At 59.5% G+C, this 23,354-nt stretch carries 18 protein-coding genes; 6 read left to right on the top strand and 12 right to left on the bottom strand.

The genetic code is table 11. From position 1 onward, the window contains the following. Nucleotides 1-165 precede the first annotated feature (165 nt). From OSJ75_RS10800 to OSJ75_RS10780, 5 genes are all read right to left on the bottom strand, one after another. Nucleotides 166-1,680 carry an ATP-binding protein gene (locus OSJ75_RS10800; protein WP_250015501.1) on the bottom strand — a complete coding sequence of 505 codons (1,515 nt, stop codon included), beginning with the start codon at nt 1,678-1,680 and terminating at the stop codon, nt 166-168. Beyond that, nucleotides 1,677-2,396 (bottom strand): response regulator, encoded by a 720-nt coding sequence (locus tag OSJ75_RS10795; protein WP_267227998.1) that lies wholly within the window; start codon nt 2,394-2,396, stop codon nt 1,677-1,679. Before OSJ75_RS10795 ends, OSJ75_RS10800 begins: the two co-directional genes overlap by 4 nt. 140 nt (nt 2,397-2,536) lie before the next feature. Beyond that, the gene (locus OSJ75_RS10790) at nt 2,537-5,683 is read right to left on the bottom strand and encodes an efflux RND transporter permease subunit (protein WP_267227997.1); all 3,147 of its coding nucleotides are present in this window, start codon (nt 5,681-5,683) and stop codon (nt 2,537-2,539) included. Nucleotides 5,684-5,695: 12 nt separating this feature from the next. Continuing rightward, the gene (locus OSJ75_RS10785) at nt 5,696-6,898 is read right to left on the bottom strand and encodes an efflux RND transporter periplasmic adaptor subunit (protein WP_267228055.1); all 1,203 of its coding nucleotides are present in this window, start codon (nt 6,896-6,898) and stop codon (nt 5,696-5,698) included. Nucleotides 6,899-7,068: 170 nt separating this feature from the next. After that, complete coding sequence (locus OSJ75_RS10780) at nt 7,069-7,326, bottom strand: hypothetical protein (RefSeq protein WP_267227996.1); 258 nt, start codon at nt 7,324-7,326, stop codon at nt 7,069-7,071. Between the two features lie 177 nt (nt 7,327-7,503). Here OSJ75_RS10780 and OSJ75_RS10775 point away from each other — a divergent pair, with 177 nt between their 5' ends. From OSJ75_RS10775 to OSJ75_RS10750, 6 genes are all read left to right on the top strand, one after another. Then, nucleotides 7,504-7,956 (top strand): c-type cytochrome, encoded by a 453-nt coding sequence (locus tag OSJ75_RS10775; protein ID WP_323748358.1) that lies wholly within the window; start codon nt 7,504-7,506, stop codon nt 7,954-7,956. 11 nt (nt 7,957-7,967) lie between these two features. Next, on the top strand, nt 7,968-8,420 hold the full coding sequence (locus OSJ75_RS10770) for a (2Fe-2S)-binding protein (RefSeq protein ID WP_267227993.1): 453 nt from the start codon (nt 7,968-7,970) through the stop codon (nt 8,418-8,420). A 3-nt stretch (nt 8,421-8,423) separates the two neighbouring features. After that, nucleotides 8,424-10,643 (top strand): xanthine dehydrogenase family protein molybdopterin-binding subunit, encoded by a 2,220-nt coding sequence (locus tag OSJ75_RS10765; RefSeq protein WP_267227991.1) that lies wholly within the window; start codon nt 8,424-8,426, stop codon nt 10,641-10,643. 128 nt (nt 10,644-10,771) lie between these two features. Further along, nucleotides 10,772-11,239 (top strand): (2Fe-2S)-binding protein, encoded by a 468-nt coding sequence (locus OSJ75_RS10760; protein WP_267227990.1) that lies wholly within the window; start codon nt 10,772-10,774, stop codon nt 11,237-11,239. After that, complete coding sequence (locus OSJ75_RS10755; protein ID WP_267227989.1) at nt 11,236-11,928, top strand: Isoquinoline 1-oxidoreductase subunit; 693 nt, start codon at nt 11,236-11,238, stop codon at nt 11,926-11,928. The genes OSJ75_RS10760 and OSJ75_RS10755 overlap by 4 nt, the downstream gene beginning before the upstream one ends. Nucleotides 11,929-11,956: 28 nt before the next feature. Further along, nucleotides 11,957-14,161 carry a xanthine dehydrogenase family protein molybdopterin-binding subunit gene (locus tag OSJ75_RS10750; protein WP_267227988.1) on the top strand — a complete coding sequence of 735 codons (2,205 nt, stop codon included), beginning with the start codon at nt 11,957-11,959 and terminating at the stop codon, nt 14,159-14,161. A gap of 67 nt (nt 14,162-14,228) precedes the next feature. Here the strand turns inward: OSJ75_RS10750 and OSJ75_RS10745 are convergent, their stop codons facing one another. The 7 genes from OSJ75_RS10745 to OSJ75_RS10715 all read right to left on the bottom strand — a co-directional run bounded on the left by OSJ75_RS10745 (nt 14,229) and on the right by OSJ75_RS10715 (nt 23,327). Next, nucleotides 14,229-15,641, bottom strand: a complete 1,413-nt coding sequence (locus OSJ75_RS10745) for an HlyD family type I secretion periplasmic adaptor subunit (RefSeq protein WP_267227987.1) — start codon at nt 15,639-15,641, stop codon at nt 14,229-14,231. After that, a complete protein-coding gene (locus tag OSJ75_RS10740) occupies nt 15,638-16,270 on the bottom strand; it encodes a DedA family protein (protein ID WP_267227986.1) in 633 nt (210 codons plus the stop codon). The genes OSJ75_RS10745 and OSJ75_RS10740 overlap by 4 nt, the downstream gene beginning before the upstream one ends. Before the next feature lie 409 nt (nt 16,271-16,679). Continuing rightward, a complete protein-coding gene (locus tag OSJ75_RS10735; protein WP_267227984.1) occupies nt 16,680-17,753 on the bottom strand; it encodes a porin in 1,074 nt (357 codons plus the stop codon). 551 nt (nt 17,754-18,304) lie between these two features. Beyond that, nucleotides 18,305-19,936, bottom strand: a complete 1,632-nt coding sequence (locus tag OSJ75_RS10730) for a class I SAM-dependent methyltransferase (RefSeq protein WP_267227983.1) — start codon at nt 19,934-19,936, stop codon at nt 18,305-18,307. A gap of 233 nt (nt 19,937-20,169) precedes the next feature. Beyond that, nucleotides 20,170-21,153 carry an AraC family transcriptional regulator gene (locus OSJ75_RS10725; RefSeq protein ID WP_267227982.1) on the bottom strand — a complete coding sequence of 328 codons (984 nt, stop codon included), beginning with the start codon at nt 21,151-21,153 and terminating at the stop codon, nt 20,170-20,172. Between the two features lie 133 nt (nt 21,154-21,286). Then, the gene (locus OSJ75_RS10720) at nt 21,287-22,201 is read right to left on the bottom strand and encodes an SDR family oxidoreductase (RefSeq protein ID WP_267227981.1); all 915 of its coding nucleotides are present in this window, start codon (nt 22,199-22,201) and stop codon (nt 21,287-21,289) included. A gap of 136 nt (nt 22,202-22,337) precedes the next feature. Beyond that, nucleotides 22,338-23,327 carry an SDR family oxidoreductase gene (locus tag OSJ75_RS10715; RefSeq protein WP_267227980.1) on the bottom strand — a complete coding sequence of 330 codons (990 nt, stop codon included), beginning with the start codon at nt 23,325-23,327 and terminating at the stop codon, nt 22,338-22,340. Nucleotides 23,328-23,354 lie beyond the last annotated feature (27 nt).

Here is a 23,354-nt window from a genome sequence, read left to right as displayed (position 1 = left end):
CAAGTGTAACGAGATGTCGCGGCGGCGGTAGCGAAGTGGAAACTATCGGAGGTTGAGTCCTGACGAATAATCTGCCCGCCCTCAGGATGAGCGGCAGTGCAGGATATGGGCAACAGATAAGCGCTGTCGTCTTCGGCTCTTTGGAACAAGGAGCCGAGAAATCGATCAGGACGAGATTGGGCTTGCCTGTCGTCCGCGGCGGAACCTCGTTGCCGCCGTCGCAAATCTCCAGCGCTTGGGGTCGATGGCATGCCCGCCCTCGCCTTCGTCGTGACGCGGCAGAGAAATAATCGTCTGCATTCCGACATCCTTGGAAACGAAGATGATATCGCCGCCATGTTGACGAGCGACTGCTCGTGCAATCGCAAGGCCAAGCCCGATTCCGCCAGTCTCCTTGTTGCGGGATGTCTCCAATCGGAAGAAGGGAGCAAAGACCTTTTCTCTCATCTCTTCCGGGATACCTGGGCCACGATCCTCGACGACAATATCGACGCTGTTTGCCGTTTGAAGAATGAGTACCTTGGCTTCATCACCGTATCGGACTGCGTTCTCGATGACATTGCGTATCGCACGTCTAAGCCCATCCGGCCGGCACCGATAAGCGATCTTGTCGGCAGGGATCAGGGTTACAGGTCGGCCCAGTTCCTCCTGATCGTCGCATATGCTGCCGATCAACGCCTCCAGCTGGATCGGACGGGTTTCTTCCTCCGTCGATTCGCCTCGAGCAAACGCGATCGCGGCCTCGGTCATGCTCTGGAGCTCTTCGATCGTCATCAGCATCTTTTGCTGTATCTCCACGTCCTTGACGAACTCCGTCCTCAGCCTGAGAGAGGTCAGCGGAGTGCGCAGGTCATGACCAATCGCGGCGAGCATCTTCGTCCTGTCATCGATGAACCGGTGCAGGCGCGCTTGCATCTGGTTGAAGGCAGATGCCGTCCGCCGAATTTCCTCGGGTCCCTTCTCTTCCAACGGAGGCAGGTTCTCCCCGCGCCCCAGTGCCTCCGCGGCTCTCGCCAGACTCTTGAGGGGATGGGCAATGCGATTTCCTATCAGGATACCGATTATCGCGAGCACGACGGCGGTCAGAGCAAGCGAGCTGAAGGATGTCGACGTCCACCAGCTATCCTGTTTCATGTAGAAGGCCGCATTCAAATACCGTCCGTCATCCAGTTTCACGACCATCCCGTATCCACGCGCTCCGTCGAAGTAGGTATATTTGACGGGTTGGGGCAGCGCCCATATGTCTTGATACGGAGTTTTCCAGTCTTCGCCATGATTGGAAGATGCAACCTTCTTGGCGCTGGGTATTTGTGCTACTGCCGTGCCACCTTCGAAGAGCCGGACGAGATCGATATAATTATCGAGCGGACGGGTATATTGCCTGACTGCTTCCATTCGCCATGAGGGCGCGTCTGCAGCGTCGCTATCGCTGATCCAGAATCGCGAATCGCCGGTTTCACTGGCAGAAAGGACCTGCTGCCGAAACTGGGGCACAGCCTCATTGACGAGAAGGGTCATCGTGCGCGCGCGACTGAAGAATTCGCTTTTTGCGGCCGCATCCAGCGCCTTCGAATGCTCTTTCCACGAGATTACGAATGTTATGGCCTGGGCTATAAGCAAAGCCGCGAGCGTGAACCCGATGAACTGCGCAGCAAGGCTTCTCGTCCAGATTCTTATCATTCCAGGGATACCTCTGCCGAAAGGCTGTATCCGCCACCCCAGTGCGTCTTGATGATCGTCGGGTTCTTGGGATTGTCCTCGATCTTCTTTCTCAGGCGGCTGACCTGGTTGTCGATGCTGCGATCGAAGATATCGGCGGTTCGACCGACCGTAAGATCAAGAAGCTGCTCCCGGCTCAGGACAAGACCCGGCCGCCCGATGAAAACTTTCAACAGACGGAACTCGGCTGAACTGAGAGGAATTCCGACGCCATCGTCACCGGAAATCTCCTGGCGCCCCAGATTGACGCGCCAGGGTCCGACGCGGACATTCTTCGGGTTTGCTCCCGTGAACTGCAAAGGCGTATTGCTGGATCTGCGCAGTACCGCCCGAATGCGGGCCAACAGCTCCCTCGGATTGAACGGCTTCACCAGATAATCGTCCGCACCGAGTTCCAGTCCGATGATCCGGTCCGTGTCGTCCGCCATCGCGGTCAGGAAAATTATGGGCGTCCCGCTCGATGCACGCAGATGCCGACAGACCGAGAGTCCATCTTCACCTGGCATCATCACATCAAGGACGATCAGGTCGACGACCTGCTTTTCCAGAAGACGTCGCAGCGCAGCGCCGCCTTCCACGGCGCTGACTTTGTAACCCTGCTGTTCAAGATATTGTTGAACAAGATCTCGAATATCGCCGTGATCGTCAACGACCACGATATGTGCGGCTTCGTCCATGCTGGTACCCTTTTCTCGATGAACGATACATTAAAAAGGCGGGGTTTCGCAGTCGAAAAAGTGTATCAAAGTTTCACAGCCTTTGTCCTTGGGGTCGGTTCCGCATAGCTGCCGCACGCGGCGCGAAGCGAACCTGGCTGCTACTCCGCCGGCGCATCGGCCAGCGGCCGAGAGCGGGGTGACCTCGATGATCCGATGCTGGTCAACGCCCGTGTTGCAACATACACTGCCGGGATCATGAATATGCCGAGAAGCGTAGCGGAAATCATTCCGCCCATCACGCCGATGCCAATCGAATTCTGGCTGCCAGCGCCTGCACCCGACGCGGTCGCCAGTGGCAAGACGCCGAGGATGAAGGCGAATGAGGTCATGAGAATGGGTCGCAGGCGTTGACGCGCCGCCTCTATCGTCGCTTCGATGAGTGTCTTGCCCTTCGACTCCTCCACCGTCGCAAATTCAACGATAAGGATCGCGTTCTTGGCCGTAAGCCCGATCGTCGTAAGCAAGCCCACCTTGAAGTAGACGTCGTTCAACTGGCCAAAATAGCTTGCCGCGGCCAAGGCTCCCAAAATGCCCACTGGAACCGAAAGCATGACGGAGAAAGGTATCGTCCAGCTTTCGTAAAGTGCCGCCAGTGCCAGGAAAACGACAATCACCGAGATGATGTAGAGCTGGAGCGCCTGGTTCCCTGCAAGCCGTTCCTCTGCCGACAATCCGGTCCATTGGTGTGAAAAACCCTCCGGCAGATCGTCGACCATGCGGTCGACCTCTTCCATCGATTGTCCAGAACTCACTCCCGCCGCGGGTGAACCCTGCAATTGCACGGCAGAGACACCATTATAGCGCTCCAGCCTCGGCGACCCGAAGCTCCAATCCCCGGTCGAGAACGACGAAAGCGGGACCATCTCACCTGCATTATTTCGGATATGCCAGCGCTCGAAATCCTCGGGCTGCATGCGAAATTCCGCGCCGGACTGCACATATACGCGCTTCACGCGGCCACGGTCCAGGAAATCATTGACGTATGTGCCGCCCCACGCGGTAGACAGCGTCGAGTCGATATCCGACAGCTCGATGCCCAAGGCACTTGCGCGGTCACGATCTATGGATACGAAAAATTGCGGCGTATCGTCCTGTCCGTTCGGACGCGTGCCGGTCAATCTCTCATTCTGCGTGGCAGCGCCCAGGAGCTGGTTCCGTGCAGCCATGAGGGCCTCGTGCCCGGCATTGCCCGTGTCGCGGAGAAAGAAATCGAAGCCGCTATTGTTTCCGAAGCCGGGGATCGCCGGGGGAGCAAGCGCGACCACGCGGCCATCTGATATACTCCTGAAAGCGGCCATGGCTCGTTGTGCAATCGCCGCCGCCGTGGACTCCGGTGTTCGTCTTTGCTCGAAGTCCTTGAGAGCCACGAACACGGTCGCAACGTTCTGCCCTTGCCCGCCGAAACTGAAGCCAACCGATCCGAAAATTCCCTCGACGTAATCAGCCTCGTTGGTCATGTAGTGTTCGATCACTTGATCGAGGACCCGCCGCGTTCGATCGGCAGTCGCACCGGGCGGCAGCTGAACCGCCGTGACGAGGCGCCCTTGGTCCTCTTCAGGTAGAAAGGCAGAAGGCAGGCTGGTGAACAGAGCGCCAACTCCAGCTGCAATTGCGATAAACAGGATGACACCAATCGCCATGCGGCGAAGAAGGGCCTGGGTCGTCCGCTGGTACATGCCAGTGAAGCTGGCAAAGCCGGCATTGAACCATCGGAATGGTGCGGCCTTGGCGCCCCCATGTTTCGGTTTCCTGAGGAGCGATACGCAAAGAGCTGGCGTGAGAACCAGCGCGACAAGAACCGACAGGACCATCGCCGTGACAATCGTAACTGAGAATTGCCGGTAGATGATGCCGACGGAACCCGAGAAAAACGCCATCGGGATGAACACCGCGGCCAGAACCGTCGTTATGCCGATCAAAGCGCCGCTGATCTCGCCCATCGACTTGATCGTCGCTTCACGCGGGCCGAGATCCTCTTCCTCCATTACCCGCTCGACATTCTCGACAACGACGATGGCATCATCCACCAGGAGACCGATAGCCAGCACCATGCCGAACATTGTGAGCGTATTGATGGAATAGCCGAACAGCCCCAGGACAGCGAACGTTCCGAGCAATACGACCGGAATGGCCAATGTTGGAATGATCGTTGCCCGGATGTTCTGCAGGAACAGATACATGACCAGAAAGACGAGGACGACGGCCTCGATGAGGGTCACCACCACACCTTCGATCGACAATCGGACGAAAGGCGATGTGTCGAACGGATAATGGACGTCCACACTCGATGGAAAATTGACGCGTTGCCGCTCGATCTCGGCGCGTATGCCCTCGGCCGTCTCCAACGCATTGGCCCCGGCCGTCAGTCTGAAACCAATCCCGGCAGCCGGCGTGCCGCTATATGTGCTCGAATTGTTGTAGCTCTCGGCACCGAGCTCAACCTTTGCAACATCGTTCAGGCGGATAACGGAGCCATCTGCGGCGCTATCCAATATGATCTCCTCGAACTGTTCTACCGTTTGCAGGCGGCTCCCTGCCGTGACCGTCGCATTGAGTTGCTGGCCACGTCGTTGCGGCAGGGCACCAAGCTGTCCGGCGGAGACCTGGGTATTTTGCGCTCGCACCGCCTGCGTCACATCGCTGGCCATCAGACCGTGCTGCGCCAGTTTGTCGGGATCGAGCCAGATACGCATGGCGTAACGGTCGGAGCCCAGAAGCCGCGCCTCGCCAACGCCCGGCACCCTTCTCAACGTGTCCATTAGCGACGTATCGATGAAGTCGGCAATATCGTTCCCGTTGAGACTGCCGTCGGAAGATGCGAAAGCGGCAATCAGGAAAAAGCTCGCCGTCGATTTCGAGACCGTCAAACCGCTGTCCAGCACGGCTTGCGGCAACCGCGCCTCGACGAGTTGAAGGTTGTTCTGGACCTGCATTTGCGCCACGTCGGGATCGGCATCATTTGTGAATGTGAGCGTGATCGAAGCTTCACCGGTGGCTGCGGAGTTCGATGAGATGTAGTCGACATTGTCGATCCCGGTCATGCCTTGCTCGATTACCTTGGTAACCGAATCCTCGACCGTTTTCGCATCAGCTCCAGGATAATTTGCTGTAATCCGGACAGCGGGCGGTGCGATTTGAGGGTATTGGGATATCGACAGCGTCGGGATCGACAAAGCGCCAGCCATCATGATCGCTATGGCGAGGACGAAGGCAAAGATCGGTCGTTCGATGAAGAAGCGGGACATGAATGTAGAATCCTATTGAAGCGACGGAGCAGGCGATCTCGCGACGTCCTGGGCCTCGCGCGGCGGTGCAGAAGCTTGCTGCACATCTCTCAATTCCCCCGTCTGATCTTCAACGATCACATCCTTTGTGCGGACCTGCCGCCCCACTCCCGCTCGCTGAAATCCCTCGACAATGACGCGGTCGCCTTCGGCCACGCCGGCAGTGACGAGCCAGCTATTGCCGATGGTGCGATCGACAGTCAGAATTCGCTCCTCGATCTTCATCTCGCCATTGACGAACCTTGCCGTCGCCTGACCGCGGGGATTGCGGGAAACGGCACGCTGCGGCACGAGGAAACTGTTCTCGACAGAACCTTCTTCGATCAGCGCACGCACATACATTCCCGGCATCAGGATGCCGTCGGGATTGGGAAACTCGGCGCGTAACGAGACCATCCCTGTCGATTGCGAGACGGAAGATCCAATGAACTGCAGCTTGCCCGGAATGGGGTAGCGCGAACCATCCTCGAGCTTGAGCTCGACCGTTACAAATTCTTCGTTTGACCTGGCGTTGTTGGATGTGAGCGCCTTTAACGCCAGGAGGCTGGCGCTCGACCGCACAAGGTCGACATTGATGATATCGTGCTGGCGAATTGTCGTCAGGGGCTGCGCCTGGTTCTGGGTGACCAAGGCGCCTTGCGTGACGGTCGAACCATCGACGCGTCCACTGATCGGCGCCACGATCTTCGTGTAGGCGAGCTCGATCCGAGCCGTCTCCACCGCTGCTGTTGCCGCTGCAACGTCCGCCTCAAACTGCAGCAACTGGGTTCGCGCCTCATCAAGCTCCTGCTGGCTGACCACATTGGTGGTGCTCAGACTCTGGTAGCGATCGAACCGCGCGCGAGCGCTTGGAACCGCGCTCTCTGCCCGCTGAAGGGCCGCTTGCGCGTTTCGATAATTGGCCTCGAAGGGCGTCGGATCGAGTTCGTAGAGCACGTCGCCGGCTTCGACGAGACTGCCCTCTCTGAAAACGCGCCGCAGGATGGTGCCCGTCACCCGGGGTCGGACCTCGGAGACAAGATGGGCGCTTGTCCTCCCTGGCAATTCGCGCGTGAGCGTCACGTTTCTTTGCTGCAGTGTCTGAACGCTTACTTCCGGATCTTCAGCCGGCTGCTGGGCAGCTGCCTCGACGTTGGACCCCGGCAAGGCAAGGGCGCAGCTTAGGACGAGACTCATTTGGAGCAGGACGCGTCGGTAACGTCGGATCATTCTAGACACCATGTGAAAAAGTTGTTCCAGGAGGCACACCACGCAACCGTTGCGCCATGGCGATCAACGGAACGTAGCGGGGAGTTGTCGCGCGGGTGTGCCGCAGATCGCCAAAAGTGTATCAATGTGTAATCGAGCTATGGCCGGAGAACCTGGCCAGCCTCTTTTCGGTGCTCCGCGGGTTGTTGCGACCGGACTTCCACAGTTGGACCCGCGTTCTGGGTGCGCAGTTGGCGAAGCAACCGATCGGCGCTTAGCGATTGCTGTTGGGCCAGTTGGAGCAGTTGGTGCGCTGCCCTGAGCGCGGCCTCGTCGCCCAGCTCAAGTCCATTGTCTTCACAGAAACTGGTGAGTGCTTTTTTGAGCTCGCGGAGTTCCCAAAGTCCGATCTGCATCTGCCTTCTCCAAGTCGCTTCACTGGCCGCATATTGCCATCGTGATGTCCCCTGGGTGTGCCGAAGATGTAACGATTGGTGACGACCAGATTACTGGGAGTTTCGGGTCCAAACTCGGACGATCGAAAAGATATGACGGATTTCCAAGCATAGATCGTTTCAGCGGGCATAATTATCGTGTCGCTTGAATTTGGAGGCGACACAGTGATTAGCAACATGATCCATGCCACAGCGGCGAATGCGGCCGGTCGCATCACAGCACCGGCGCTGCTTGCGATCCTCGTGCCTTTTGCCGGACTATTTTATCCGGTTTCCGTCGCTGCGCAGGAGGCGGATGGACAGCGCCTGTTCCAGCAACGTTGTGCCACCTGCCACAGCATGGAACCGGGGCAGCGCAAAATGGGTCCCCAGCTTCTCGGCATCGTCGGCCGGACCGCCGGCAGCGTCGAAGGTGCAAATTATTCCGGCGCGATGCAGTCTTCAGGCATCGTCTGGGACCGCCAGTCGCTCGACACCTTCCTTACCGCGCCGCGCCAAATGATACGCGGCACACGGATGACCGTCAGCATCCCCGATGCGGCGCAACGAGCCGCCATTATCGATTACCTCGAAAGTCAATCACCAGATTGAGGAGAACATGGATGACAGCCTTCACGATCAACGGGAACGCGGTCGATGTCACCGCCGAACCGGATACGCCGCTGCTTTGGATAATTCGCGAGCATCTGAAGCTCACCGGTACCAAGTTCGGCTGCGGAGTTGCGCAATGCGGCGCCTGCACTGTCCATATTGACGGAGAGCCGGCGCGTTCCTGCCAGACTTTCCTGGAGGACGTGGCGGGGCGGCAGGTGACCACCATCGAGGGCCTGTCCCCGAACGCCAGCCATCCGCTGCAAAGGGCCTGGATTGTCGAGCAGGTGCCGCAATGCGGCTACTGCCAGTCCGGACAGATCATGCAGGCGGCAGCACTCCTCGAGCACAACCCCGACCCCACGCGCGAACAGATTGTCGCTCATATGGACGGCAATATCTGCCGTTGCGGGACCTATGTGCGCATCATCAGCGCCATTGAACGCGCCGCGCGGGAGGGCTGAGCCATGAATCGGATATTGAACCCCCAATCCCGCATACTTTCGCGGCGCAGCTTCCTGATGACGGTCGGTGGCGTCGGCATCGCAGTGGCGTTCGGAGGACTGCCCGATCTCGCCTACGGTGCGGCCATGGTCGCCGCCGCCGAAGGCAACTTCCGTCCCAACGCCTGGATCACGATCGCGGCGGATGGCACGGTCAGCATCGTCTCGCCGGCCGTCGAGATGGGTCAGGGTATTACAACGACGCTCCCGCTGCTTGTTGCCGAAGAACTGGATGCCGATTGGAACCGCGTACGGATCGTCCAGGCGCCTTCCGACGCCGAGACCTATGGCAACCCCGGATTCTACGGAATTCAGCTCACCGGCGGCAGCGAGTCGACGCGCGGCTACAATGCACTGCTTCGCCTGACCGGCGCCCAGACGCGGTTGATCCTGCTGGCCGGCGCGGCCGGCATCCTGAACGTGCCGGTGGGGGAACTCGAGACCGAGCCGCACAGGGTTGTGCATCCGTCCTCGGGCCGCTCATTGGACTACGGCGAGATCGCCGCCAGGGCGGCACTCCCTGATCCGCTGCCGCAGGCGACGGAGGCCGACCTGAAGCCAAGCGACAGGTGGCGCTATATTGGAAGCAGAGCAATCCAGCGCATCGACGTGCCCTCGAAGACCGATGGAACAGCAGTCTTCGGTATCGACGTCCAGCTTCCGAACATGCTCTACGGAGCAGTACTGCGTGCGCCGGTGCAAGGCGAGCGGCCCGAAACAATCGACGATGCCGAAGCGCGGGATGTGGCGGGCATCACCCATATCGTGCCTCTGTCTTACGGCGTCGGCATCATCGGCGAAACGGTGGAGGCGACGAAGCGCGCGAAAGACCTGCTCAAGGTTACCTGGAGCCAGACGTCACGGGTCCGCGACTACAACAGTCAGGGCCTGATCGACGAATACCGCGCTATCGGCCGCGACCTCCGGATGCAAGGAGTTCCTGCGCACACCAATGGTGACGCAGAGGCAGCGATTACCGGTGCCGCGACCGTGCTCGAGGTCGATTATATGAGCGACCATGTTGCCCATGCGACCATGGAGCCGATGAATGCCACCGCACTCGTCAACGGCGATACGGTGGAAATCTGGGCGCCTACCCAGGGTCCGACGGGCACACAGGGCTTCGCGGCTGAGGTGGTCGGCACCACGCCCGACAAGGTCAAGGTGCATACAACGCTGCTCGGCGGTGGATTTGGCCGCAAGGCGGAGGCCGATTTCATCGTCGACGCCGTGTCGCTGGCGAAAGCCGTGGAGGGCCGCCCCGTCAAGATGATCTGGAGCCGCGAGGACGACCTCCAGCACGACACGTTCCGGCCACTCGAAGCACAGCATGTCCGGGTGGGGCTCGATGCGGAGGGGAATATCGTCGGCTGGCGTCATCGCATCGTAGCGGACTCGATCTTTGCACGTACGTTGCCGCCTGTCTTCGCGCAGGCAGGGGGCCACGACGACGTCGTAACCGAGGGCGCAAAGTTCAACTACGCCGTGCCAGCACATCAGATCGAATATCTAAGGCAGGACAAGGGTCTCGCAATCGGATTCTGGTTCGCGGTGGGCGTCGGCTACACGAGATTCGCGATCGAATGCGTCATTGACGAGATTGCTGCCGCCCGAGGGGTCGATCCCGTCGCATTACGGCTGGAACTGCTCAAGGACCAGCCCCGCGCACGCAAGGTGGTAGAGACTGTGGCCCGGATGGCTGAGTGGGACCGGGCGCGTGACGGCCGGGGGCTCGGCTTGGCTTACTCCGACGCCTTCGGCTCGCATTGCGCGCAGGTTGCCGAGGTTTCGCTCGATCGCGACACCGGGGCAATCCGGGTGCATAAAGTCTGGTGCGCGATCGATCCTGGTGTCGCGATCCAACCCGTCCATATCGAGGCAATGATGATCACCGGCATCACTAACGGCACCGGCCATGCGCTGTTTGAGCAGATCAACGTCGTCGGCGGTGTGGTGCAAGAGCAGAATTTCGACACGTACCGGGTAATCCGCATGTCCGAGGCGCCCGAAATAGAGGTAGCCGTGGTGCCGACGCCCGGGAGCCCTTTTGGCGGCATTGGTCAAGCAGGCCTTCCTCCCACCGGCCCGGCCATCGCCAACGCCGTGGCGCGGCTCACCGGGGGCGTGCGGCTTCGTCACTATCCGTTCACTCAGGAACGAGTGAAGGCGGCGCTGGGCACTTGACCCTTCAGGCCACGAACGGACCATGCGCGTACTCGTAGGAATGGGCAGCTTTTCTGAAGGATCGCGCGTGTTCGTCCGGAGGAGAAGAGATTACTCTCGGGCAATCGCTGAAATCCTGAGAGTTGTTCATGCCTTACACGCTTTCCGTCAATGGCCAAGATTACCGTGTCGATGATGACGGAGATACGCCGCTTCTCTGGGTGCTGCGCGACACGCTGAAGCTGACCGGTACCAAATATGGCTGTGGGATGGCGCAGTGCGGTGCATGCACCGTGCACGTCGACGGTGTTCCGGCGCGCTCTTGCACGCTGTCGCTAGAGGCGGCCTCGTCCGCAAGGATCACTACGATCGAGGCCGTAGATGGCGCCGAGGCCGGGGCGATCCAGGAGGCCTGGGTTGCGCACGACGTCCCACAATGCGGCTTCTGTCAATCCGGGCAGATCATGAGCGCGATCGCGTTGCTTCGGACCATCCCAAAGCCCACGGACCGCGATATCGATCTGGCGATGAGCGGCAACATCTGTCGCTGCGCCACCTATAACCGGATTCGTGCCGCGATCCATGACGCGGCACTGAAATTGGGTAGCGCCACATGAGCCGGCGTGCATCCGCATTCCGGACCTGGCGTCGCCGACTTAAAGTTGGCCTCCTGTCCATATTTGGACTGATCGTGGTGGCGGGTGCGGGCGGTCTTGCTTATGCGCTGTATCCCAGAACCATGCCGCTGACGCAGCCAATCGAAACCAGACTGCACCCGGTCGAGATCGAACGCCTGCGCCTGGTCGCCGACTTCGCTGTGATCGCCGACCAGGGCAAACGTTCTGTGGCACTGTTCGAGGAAGCCGGGCGCGTTGTCCAGCACCCTCGCTGCATGAACTGCCATGCGGCAACCGATCGGCCAACGCAGACGGATACGCTGCGGCCGCATATGCCGTGGGTATCACGGGGCCCGGATGGGGGCGGCGAACCGACGCTGCGCTGTTCGACCTGCCACGGGGACACGAATTTCGAGCCATCCGGCGTGCCCGGCAATCCAGTTTGGACGCTCGCGCCTATCGAAATGGCCTGGCAAGGCAAAAGCCTTGGCGATATCTGCCGGCAGCTTCTCGATCCGGCACGGTCGCACATGACGCGCGAACAACTGCTTCATCACGTGACGGAGGACGGACTGGTCGGCTGGGCCTGGCACCCCGGCGCAGACCGCAAACCCGCACCCGGCACTCAGGAGCAGTTCGGAGAGCTGATCAAAGCCTGGCTTGAAACCGGCGCAGCGTGCCCTCAGTGAGCCGATTGCGCCCGATAGGAGAATGTCCATGACCGATACCCCCGCCAGGAACCAGCGTTTCCGGATGTCTCGCCGCCGCTTGATCCTGGGCGGATCGCTGGTCGGCGGTGCGCTGATCGTCGGCTATGCTGCCACCAATCCGATGCAGGCGCTGGGCGCCATCCTGCAGGGCGGCGGCAGCGACCCGGAGCCAAGTGCCTTCGGTCCATTCATTCGCATAACCGAGGACGGTTGGGTAACGATCGTCAGCAGGCAGCAGGAATTGGGTCAGGGTATCCATGCCGGGCTGGCTGCACTGGTCGCAGAGGAGCTCGACGCGGATTGGGACAAGATACGCGTCATCGATTCACGCAGCAATTTTCGTGCCTATGGCCCACAGGTCACAGGTGCATCTAACGGTATTGCATCCAATTGGGATCTGATGCGCAATGCCGGTGCCGCGGCACGTGCCATGTTCGTGGGCGCGGCCGCGCTTCGCTGGGGCGTTCCGAGTGGCTCGATCGACGTGCGCGACGGTATCGTGTCACACCCGGCGTCGAACCGCACGGCCACCTTCGCCGCACTCCTTGCCGACGCATCGCGCCAGACGCCGCCGGAATCGCCGGTGCTCAAACAGCCAGGGGACTATCGCCTGATCGGTACCGACAAGGTGCGGCGCAAGGACAGCCTTCCGAAAAGCACCGGCCTCCAGGTTTACACGCAGGACATCCAACGCCCGGACATGCTCGTTGCAATGGTCGCGCATAGCCCACGCTTCGGCGGCAAGCTGTCGCGATTCGATGCGTCCGACGCGCGGAAGGTGAAGGGCGTTGTTGACGTTTTCGCGATCGAGACCGGCGTTGCGGTGGTTGCCGAAACGACCTATGCCGCCTGGCGGGGGCGCGATGCACTTCGCATCGAATGGGACGATGGCGAAGCCGAAAAGCGTTCAACCGAAGAGCTCGTCGACCACTATCACGACCTGGCGGCAGAACGCGGCGATGTGGAACCGAGTACGTTCTTTTCCAAGGGCGAGAATCCAGAGATCGCGTTCAATGGCGGCGACGTCGCGGAGTTCGTCTTCGACTTTCCCTATCTCGCGCATGCGCCCATGGAGACGCTCGACTGTGTCGCCCAGGTGAATGGCTGGGACGTCGCGATTACGTCGGGAGCCCATGCTGCGACGATCGATCAGGTTCTGGGCGCGCTCGCGGCACGGACCATCCCCGGAAAGGTCGACATCGAGATTGTGCCGGCCGGCGGATCGTTTGGTCGCCGCAGCAACATGAGCTCCGACTATCTCGTCGAATGTGTACTGATCGCAAAGCGGACTGCCGGGCGCCCGGTCAAGCTGATGTGGAGCCGTGAGGATGAGATGATGTCGGGTTATTTCCGGCCAATGTCGCATCATCGTGCCTGGGTTGAAATCGGAGTTGACGGCTTCCCCACGCGTTGGCGCGTCCATAGCGTTTGTCAGGCGCTGTTTCCCATTGGGCCGAACAATCTGGCGACGGAAGGTATTACCAACTCGCCGTACTTCTCGACCGCCGCAACCGTCGATGGGAAGATCTTTACCCCGGATTTCCCGGTAGTGGTCGGCCTGTGGCGCTCGGTCGGTCATTCCCATACCGCCCTGGTGATGGAGCATATCGTCGATCAACTTGCCCGGCGGGCCGGTCTCGACCCGGCGGCGTACCGGCGTGTACTCTACGAGAAGGCGGGGGATAAGCGACGGCTGGCGGTGCTTGACGAGCTTTGCCTCAAGGCGGGTTGGGACAGTCCGATCGAGCCCGGCTGGGCGCGCGGGCTCGCCATTCACGAAGCGTTCGGCACCATCGTCGGCCAGGTCGCCGAGGTTCGGTTGGTCGATGGCCGGCCTATCGTCCGCCGCGTCGTTGCCGTTGTCGATTGCGGCATCTCCATCGCAAACGACCAGATCGCGGCGCAGATGGAGGGAGGGATCGCCTTTGGTCTCACGGCCGCTCTCTATGGCGCGGTAACCCTCAAGGACGGCATCGTCCAGGAAACCAATTTCGATCGTTATCCGATTTTGCGGATGAACGAGATGCCGGCGGTGGAAACGCATATCATCAAATCCGCCAACCGGCCGACCGGCATGGGCGAACCCGGCGTACCGCCCATCGCACCGGCGGTGGCGAATGCAATGCTGGCATTGACGGGAACTCCAACGACAAGTCTGCCGTTCCTGAGCGGCAACGCGCTCGGCAACAGCGACATATCTGCACAATCGTAGCTATTGTGCCCGGCGTAGCTATTGTGCACGAGTGCTGCCCCCCCGGAACAGATTGACTTTCTTGTCGCTAGTCTTCTCTGAACGCCCGATTGAACGTGTCGGTAATCGGGCCGGCAAGATAGTCGATGGCGCGACGCGGTTTATGGACGATGAGAATTTCGGCCGGCATGCCGGGGTAGAGCCTGATGGATGGATTGGCGGCCAATGATCGGGCGGAGATTTCGGCGCGTGCGACGAAATAAGCCGTGTCGTTTCTCTCATTGATGAGCTGGTCGGCGGCAACATAGGTGACTTTGCCGTCGAGCGGTGAGAGGGAACGCTGATTGAATGCAGTCAATCTGACCTGAACAGCCGAATCGACCGCCACGCCATCAATATCGCGCGGACTGATCATCATCTCGACGATCATCGGCTCGTTCTCAGGCACAATATCGAGAATTGCTTCTCCAGCCGCAACAACGCCGCCAGGTGTACGCAACCGGATATTGTCAACGATACCTGCTTGCGGTGATGCTATCTCAACCCGGCGCAAGACATCCTTGGCCGCAACAATCCGCTCTTCCGTATCGGCAAGATCGATCTGGTTCGTCGTGATCTCGCCGGCTATTTCCGACTGCAAGTCGCTTTCAATGCCATGAAGAGCAAACTCCGCACCAGCTTTCGCCTGTTCTGCTACTGCCTTGTCGCCGGCATATTCACCGCGGCTTCCGGCCAGTTCGCTCAATCTTGCATCGATCTCGGTGAGCCTGGATTTCTCTGCGAACCCTTTGTCGACCAGACCGGCGACAGCGGCGCGCTGTTCTGTGATCAGGGCGATCTGCCGATCGGCTGCAGCTATTTGCGCCTCTGACGCTTTCGCCTGCTCGGTATGTTGCTCGATGGTTTTCCGCTGCACGTCGATACGGCTTATCTTCTGAAAAGAGCGCTTTTCGAAGAATATCTGCTCTGCCTTCATGGCGTTCCGGGCGGTAACATCATCCCCAGCACCAAATTCCTCCGGAAACTGGATCTTGGCTGCGGTGGCTTGTTCCGCACGCAGGCGGGCAAGTCTGGCAATCAAACCGACCCGGCGACTCTGCAATGCCCGCAGTTCCGAGCGGGCCCTCGTATTGTCCAACCGGAGGAGCGGCTGCCCCGCTGTTACAACATCGCCTTCGCGCACCAGCAGGCTATCCAGAATACCACCCTCGAAATGGCTGATGGTCTTGCGCTTCGAATCAACGATCACCGTTCCAATTGCAATCGCGGCGCTTCCCAGTTCGGCCGAGTAGGCCCAGCTGAAGAATCCGCCAAACGCGATGCCTATCGTGGTTATTCCGGCGATGACAAGCCTGCGCAACGGCGACTTTTCGTCTTCCTGCTCAAGATCCGTCACCCACTCAGGGCGGACCGTGCCAAACCTGGTCGGCAGACTGCTGCCTGTTGAAGCCGTTCGCGGCGCAAGCAGTTCCACGACATGTCTGGGGCGGTCGCTTGTCATGATCGGTTTTCGGCCGCGCGCCATGCGAAACGGACGGCAAATCGCCATCCCAGCGCAAGCAGCACCTCCACTGTGATGAGGAGAACAAGCACCTTGATCGCCAGGGCCGATGCATTGATCCCGGGAACCGCCAGCACGGCAAAGTAGCCGACGGCGATGAACAGGCCATTCCAAAGAGCGATGCCCAATATTGTTCCGCCGGCAAATCGCCGGAAGTTCGCGGGAATAAGCCCGGCGACCAACGGCGCGATCAGGCGCACGGCGGGGATGAGCTGGGAGATGAAGATCAGGCTTCGCTCACGCGCCCGGAATGATGACAAGGTGTTATCGATGCGCGCTGATGACAAACCTAGCAACCTGCCAAACCAGTACAGCAGCCGGGTAGATCGGCTCCGCCCCACGGTTCGAACAAGCAGGTAAAAGGCCAGCCCTCCACTAAAGCTTCCGGCGGTGGTGAAGATGATCGCATCCGGGAGTGACCAGGCGCTGTCCACGGCCGCAATGCCGATTGCGACCAGGACGCCGTAGGATGGCAGAACGGGCACGAAACGCTCCGCGAGGCCGAGCGCGAACAGGCCGAACATGCCATAAGCAGCTATCCAGTTGATGAGGCTTCCAAGCGGGTCCATGCTCAGGCCTCGCCTTTGGCTGCTTGCGCATCTGAATAGCCGATCGTTGGCAGCGCATCGGGTTCGGACATTGGTGATGCCCCTTCTCGGATTGAGTTACGAAGTTTCGCCGCTGGTTGTGCCGGTTGGCTGGTCCCATCAAACTAATGGAAGATTCCAATGGCTAGAATGCCCGAAACCGCGATGAATTTGCCTATTCCTGCAAGCCATCTTCAAGGCCCCGGCTTGGCTCGGAAAGAACGGTGGGCCGGGCGAAGCCCACCGTTCCATGAACAATGACCTGACTGGAGATCGGATCATTATTTTCTCACGCCGCAGTCCTTCTACGGCATGAGGATGGGCCATTTCCCAATGTGGGAATCGGCACAATATTCCGGGGCTTGGTCCCGGAATCCTGCTTCGCGTGTGCTCAGAAGTTCCTTTGGAAGCGGATGATCCCCTCGAAGGCATCGTCTCCGTTGCCGTCGAAATCGTTCCGATCCTGGCGTTCGCCACCGAAAGACGTATAGCTGATTTCCGGCGTGATCATGAAGCCGGGTACCAGTTCGTAGGCGACGTTGGCGGCAGCATTGAATGTACCGTCCTCTTCATAGGCGCCCTGCACGTTGAAAGTTGCCTTCTCGGAAAGTTTGGCCGCAAGACCGCCCCACACGGCATAGTCGCCGTGCCATGCACCGAAATAGTTGTTCTCGAACTCATCGCCATTGGACTTGTAGCCGCCCATGACCCAAGCCGAGATTGTATCGGTGAAGCTCACATCCAAACGGATCTTGCCGGCCCATTCTTCGGAAACAGAATCATACCCGGCAACGCCGGAGACTTTGCCCCAGGCCTGTTCGTATCGCGCACCGACAACAATGTGAGGCATGTAGTCATCGATGCGGTAGTCGACATCGCCGTAACCCTGGTCAGCCTCCATGCCCTGTTCTGCACCGATCATCGCTGAGAAACCGTTGCCACCAGCCCAGGTATAGCTGATCTGATTGGTCACATACTGACCCGCCAGGATGACGTCATCGTTTATGATGTCGCCCATATAGCCAGTCCATGCCATGAACTGCGAGTCAGTGGCACCGACACGGAAGCCACCGAGTTCGATGAAGCCGTTGTTCAGCTCGACAGATTCGTCGTCATTGCCGTTGTTGAAGTTGAAACGCAGTTCGACATAGGAACGCAACGTACCGAGTTCCGTTTCGTTGCGTGCGTCAACACGAAGGGAAACACGCGAGCGCTGGGAATAAGTGTCACGCTCTTCGCCATTATACGCACTGTCACCGGCACGCGCGTCGTAACGCATGTAACCGCTGATCTTCAGGCAGGTCTCCGAGCCTGGAATGTAGAAGAAGCCAGCACCATAGGTGTCGCAAACGCGGACATATTCCGCCGGTTCCGGTTCCGCAACGATAACTGCATCTGCGGCACGAGCGCCCGATACCACGACAAGCGCGGCAGCGGAGCCCATTAGCAAGCTCTTAATGTTCATCATAAATCTCCAATGATGTTCTGTTTACGCCATGACTAAGCTCGCAATATTCAACAGTGTCAAAGCTATTTTTTACGCCGACGATCCATCGTTTTTATCGCGTTGCAGTTGAGCAACAGCCAATCCAATGGCAATCCGAGATAGCATTAACTCATTGTTTTTACGCAATTTTTGTAGCTGCCATTTGGACAAAGCTTCGCATTTCGACAAGAACAGGCTCGAATAATCTTTAGCCGACTGCGTTACTAATGCACGGCTTCGTCAAAGATCATTCTGCGACCTGTTCTCGCCAATTATATTCTGATAGCGACATGGCTTCTCGAACCTTGCCGTCATGTTTAACGCTGTTGTGATCTACTGCAGACTGTGCTCCTCAGCTCTCGATGCATTTCATTGTCTGACGCATCAGAAACGGCTGGAACTAACCTAAACCAAGGTTGTCCCACAGTTGTCCCGGCGAATGATTGAATTGTAGCCAAATGTGCCAGAATGGGTCCCCGGTTACACATTGTTGCGCCGCTGCCGTAACAGACCGCGCCCTGCCTTTGCCGTCATGAGAGGCGCATAGCTTCTCCGACCATTCGTGGAGCTCCCGCGCCACCGTCCATCGCTCCTCGCATGGCGATTTCGCCGCTTAAGGAAGGCTCGACGATCTGCAGGGCTTCCAGCAGCGGCAGCTCGAACTTTAGAAATTTGCTGGCCGCGATCCCGATCTGCTTGAGGTTTTCATCCTTGGATTCAATCCTGCTGCCTTCATTCAGCAAGCGTTCGCCAATGCTGTCCAGAAAGTCCCAGACATAATCAGCCAATGAATCGGGACTGACCCGCCCTTCGTTCCAGGCGCGAATAAATAGTTGCGTCATGTGCGGCATCGCGATCCCGCCGCCGGTCACCGGTGACGCCATGTGATGCAAATCCATGCCGACGAGGGCGCGTTCCAGGATATGCCTGTTCAAGGCCCTGCATTGCTCGATTACCTTTTGGGAGGGTTGCTGTGCTGGACCCATGAACCCTGCACCGGTGAGAACCGTCAGCACTTCAACGACGTCTTTGGGTTCAAGCCGTTGAAGTTTCGGATGCCTCAATAGTTCATCGACGCGCTTTGGCCTATATCCGTCATCGGACAAGGCCTCGATGACAGGATCATATTTTTCGGTCGGCAGTTCCACTTCCCCGCGACCGCACGGGATCTTCTTTGGAATATCGGCTATTGGCTTCAACAAGACGAAGACCTGCGCGTGCCATGCATCGCGATGTTCCGAGTCCGACAGTTTCCGAGGTCCCTTGATGAAGATGTCGCTTCTGAACCGTCTGTTCAGCAGATAGTCGCGCACCGTCTCCCGCATGATCGGATGGCCGATTTGCGCGACGAGCTTGCGGCCCGTTTCGCTGAGCCTGAGCGCATCCACGCCGCTCAAAAGACTGGCAGATCCAACGAAGGAGAGCTTGGCGTCCTCAAGGCTGCGGACCATGTCGGAAAAATGCCCCAGATGCCAGTCGGCGTTCAGAAATTCATGTGCCAGATAGTTGCGGCCTTGCTTCATCAGATGTTCGAGATGCTGTCCAGCGACAGGATTCTCCTGAAAATAGATGGAACCGGCCTTCGCGATGTCCGCGGAGAACTTGAGCGCACCTTCGATCATTCCCACAGGTCCCGACATTATGCCGTCGCCATAGTCCTGATAGAGGGACAACAGCTCCCGGATGGGAATAACCGGGGCCCACCCGGGCAGGCAGTTGTAGCTTATGTAGGCAATCCCGCCCGGGCGAAGCTTCCGCCTGATAATATCCACGATGATTTTTCGGTTCGCTTCAGAAATCCAGCTCCAGATGCCGTGAAGCGCAATGATATCAAAGTCTGGAAGATCGTTCCGGCTCGACAGCTCTTCGAATGAGTCGTCGAACAGACGAAGGTCGGCGCCGGAAGCTGCGGCGAGCCTGCGGGCCTCGACCGTCTGGGTGGGGTTGAAATCGGTTCCCCAATAGGATCCAGCGGATCCCGCCGCATGCATGTTGATTGAGACGCCTTGTCCGAAACCAAGTTCGAGATAGATCGGCTTCTCGCGCAGCTGCGGCTCAGCCGCTTGGCCGAGACAGGCAAGGCGCAGCATTGCCGGGTTCATTTCCGAGTAGTAGCCATAGGAATAGTTCAGATCAGTATAGTACCCGTAGGACCATGCCATCGGTGAGACTCCACGACGCGTTCAGGGCTCGGCCCCGCCGTCCGTTGTTGCTGGATTGAAGGCGATATCGGTATCGCCGCGCGCCGGGACCAGCGGGACCTCAATATCTGTCCCGACACGGTCCGCTTGGCATTTTCATATCAATAGGGTCAGGTAAGCTGGAGCTCCATGCCTGAACGCGCGAAAAACTTGCCCATTCCTGCGTTGATCGCTTAACCGATAAGCGACCTCAATCAGGCTGTGATCGCTCCAGAGCCGGCAACGGTATCGCGCCGGTTCGTCATGGCTGGTCTGACCTCCGCGTCTACCTTGTGCCCACGCCCATATTGCCTAGGCGAGCAGCCCATGACGCGTTTGAAGGCCGTGCTGAACGCGCTTTCCGATTCATAGCCGAGCGAAGCGGCTATCGCCGAGACGGGATCGCTTGAGTTTTCGAGCCTGTCGGAGGCGAGCAGCATCCGCCACCGCGCCACATATTGCATTGGCGGCTCGCCCACCCGCTCCCTGAACCTGAGCGCGAATGTCGAACGCGACATTCCGGCTATCTCACCCAGCTCTTGCAGCGTCCATTGATATGCCGGATCGGCATGGATCGCCTTGATCGCGGCACCGAGTTGTCCGTCCGCCAGAGAAAAGAACCAGCCGACGCGCTCGCCGCCATCCGTGTCGAGATGTATACGCAGAGCCTGCATCAGCATCAGGTGGGCCAGGTGCTGCACGACAAGAGCGTTCCCCGGCTGCTGTTCGCGCAGTTCCTTCATCATCTGTTCGACCGACCAACGCAGGGTTGCCTGTTCGGGCTGCTGGCGAATATGGACGATCGGCGGAAGCAGTCCCAGCAGCATGTCGGCGTGATTGCCCTTCACGCCGAAACGGCTTCCGATGAGAAACAGGCCGCCGCCGCCGTTAAGCGTGACGACACCACCCCTTCGTGCCACCGGAAATATCTCCGCGGCCCCGACCGCTGGTCCATTGATGCTGCTGCCAAGACGGAAGCGGCGACCCGTCGGCAGCACGAAGCAATCGCCGGCCTCAAGCCGCACTGCATCACTGACTCCGTCGACGGTGAGCCAGCAGCCACCCGACATGACAGCATAGCATTTGATGAGCTTGTTCTGATCGCCGAACTGAACAGCCCATTCGCCGCCGGCGTCGAAACCGGAAGATACATAGGCATGGGGTTTCAGCAGCGAAAGGACGTCGGACAGCGGATCCATGGGCTCATCCCGGACGATTGCAAAGATAACCCGATCATACAGGGCAGATCGCCTGTCGCAACTCGGCACTTTGCGCCCTAAACTAACCAGCCTCAACGTGGGCGGGAGTGGGGGCGCAGCGCGGGCCCCGGTCTCACACGAATGTCACGTTCGTCAATTTAAGAGACGCGTCCCAGAGACGTGCGGCCACTGAGGTATCGAGCGCCGCCTTTGGCGGCGTCTCCTCGGTCGGATAGCCGCGCGTCCCGCTCAACCTGTCAGGCCCATAATAGGTGCCGTCGCGCGCCGCCGGGTCGGTCGCTGCATAGAGCGTCGGTAGCGCGCCCTGCCACACGGGCTGGAACAGAAATGGCAGGAAGCGGCGCGCCATCCCAGCCGCGCTCCACCGGCCCGCTCCGTTCGGAAGCAGGTCGGTGCGGGTGACGCCCGGATGGGCGGCGAGGCTCTCGATGCCCCATCCGGACGCCTTGCTGCGCCGGCTCAGTTCCAGGGCGAACATGACGCAGGCAAGCTTCGACTGGCTGTAGACCGGTCCCGGCTCATAGCCGCGCTCTGCCTGCAGGTCGTCGAAGTTGATCGCGCCTTGTCGCGCTGCAATGCTGCCGAGGGTCACGACCCGGGGGTTCTGCGCTTTCTTCAGGAGCGGCAGCAGATGCGCCGTGAGCGCGAAATGGCCGAGATAATTGGTGCCGAACTGCAACTCGAAGCCGTCACTGGTCTCACGACGCTTCGGCGGCGTCATGACGCCGGCATTGTTGATCAGGAGATCGAGGCTGTCCTGCTCGCGCGCCAGTTGCGCGGCGAATTCGGCGATCGACGCGAGGTTGGCGAGATCCACCTTGCCAAACCGCACTTGCCCGTCGGGCACGGTTTGTCTGATCGCGGCCACCGCTTCAGCACCCTTCTGGGGATTGCGCCCGGCGATCACGACATTCGCTCCGGCCCGCACCAGGGCAAGTGCGTCCTCGTAGCCTAGTCCCCCAGTGCCGGTCACGACAGCTGTGCGACCCTGCTGCGATGGAATATTCTTGCTCGTCCACTTGGTCATTTAGGAGATCCACGTCTTTCCAAAAGTTTAGCGAGGCTATGAGTGACGAATGTCGCGACGCGCCCGCTTTTGCCCTCCTAATAGAAACGCCGTCGCTCCACCTCCATGTCCAAACCAACAATAAACATGCCTATTCCTACATTACTTCAGTTGGCACGATATCCAAAGGAGGGGAAATATTTGTCCTGCCATGCCGGATCCGGGACCGCACCGCATCCATGCCCAACCCGGTCAGTTGCAGCGAAATCTCCCAGAGGCGCGCAGCGACGGTAGTGTCCAGCGCCTGGCCAGGAGGCTTCTCCTCGATTGGATAGCCCCGGGTTCCAGCCAGCCGGTCAGGTCCGTAATAGTGGCCGGCCTGCGCCGCCGGATCGGTCGCAGCAAAGAGTGTTGGCAAGGCGCCCTGCCATGCGGGCTGATAGAGAAACCATAAATAGCGCCGCGCAAATCCAGGCAGGCTCGACCAGCCCGGACCGTTCGGAATGAGGTCCGTGCGCGAGATGCCGGGATGCGCCGCCAGGCTATCGATGCCCCATCCTTCACCCTTGCTGCGTCGGTTCAGTTCGAAGGCGAACATGATGCAGGCCAGTTTCGACTGGCTGTAGACTTGCATTGGCTTGTAACCGCGTTCGGCTTGCAGGTCTTCAAAGTTCATGGCTCCCCATCGTGCTGCCACACTGCCCAAAGTCACCACGCGGGGCCTTTGCCCCCGCTTCAGGAGCGGCAGCAAATGCATGGTAAGGGCGAAATGACCAAGATAATTGGTCCCCAACTGCAACTCGAAGCCATCACTGGTCTCGCGCCGCGTCGGCATTCTCATGACTCCGGCATTGTTCACCAGAAGGTCGATACTGTCCTGCTCCCGTCCGATCTGCGTGGCGAATTCCGCGATCGAAGCGAGATTTGCGAGATCGACCTTGCCGAACCGCACCTGTGCGCCGGGGACGGTTTCCCTGATTGCGTCCACGGCTTTCGCGCCCTTGCCGGGATTGCGCCCGGCGATCACCACATCAGCGCCAGCTCGCGCCAATGCCAACGCGGTCTCGAAGCCTAGCCCGCCCGTACCGGTGACGACCGCTGAGCGGCCATCTTGCGATGGAATGTCCCGGGATGTCCATTTCGTCATCTCATTATCCTTGTCTACCGCCGGCTC

Source organism: Phyllobacterium sp. 0TCS1.6A (assembly GCF_026420825.1).
Taxonomy (GTDB): Bacteria; Pseudomonadota; Alphaproteobacteria; order Rhizobiales; family Rhizobiaceae; genus Phyllobacterium.
This window is presented reverse-complemented; position numbering and strand designations above follow the sequence as displayed.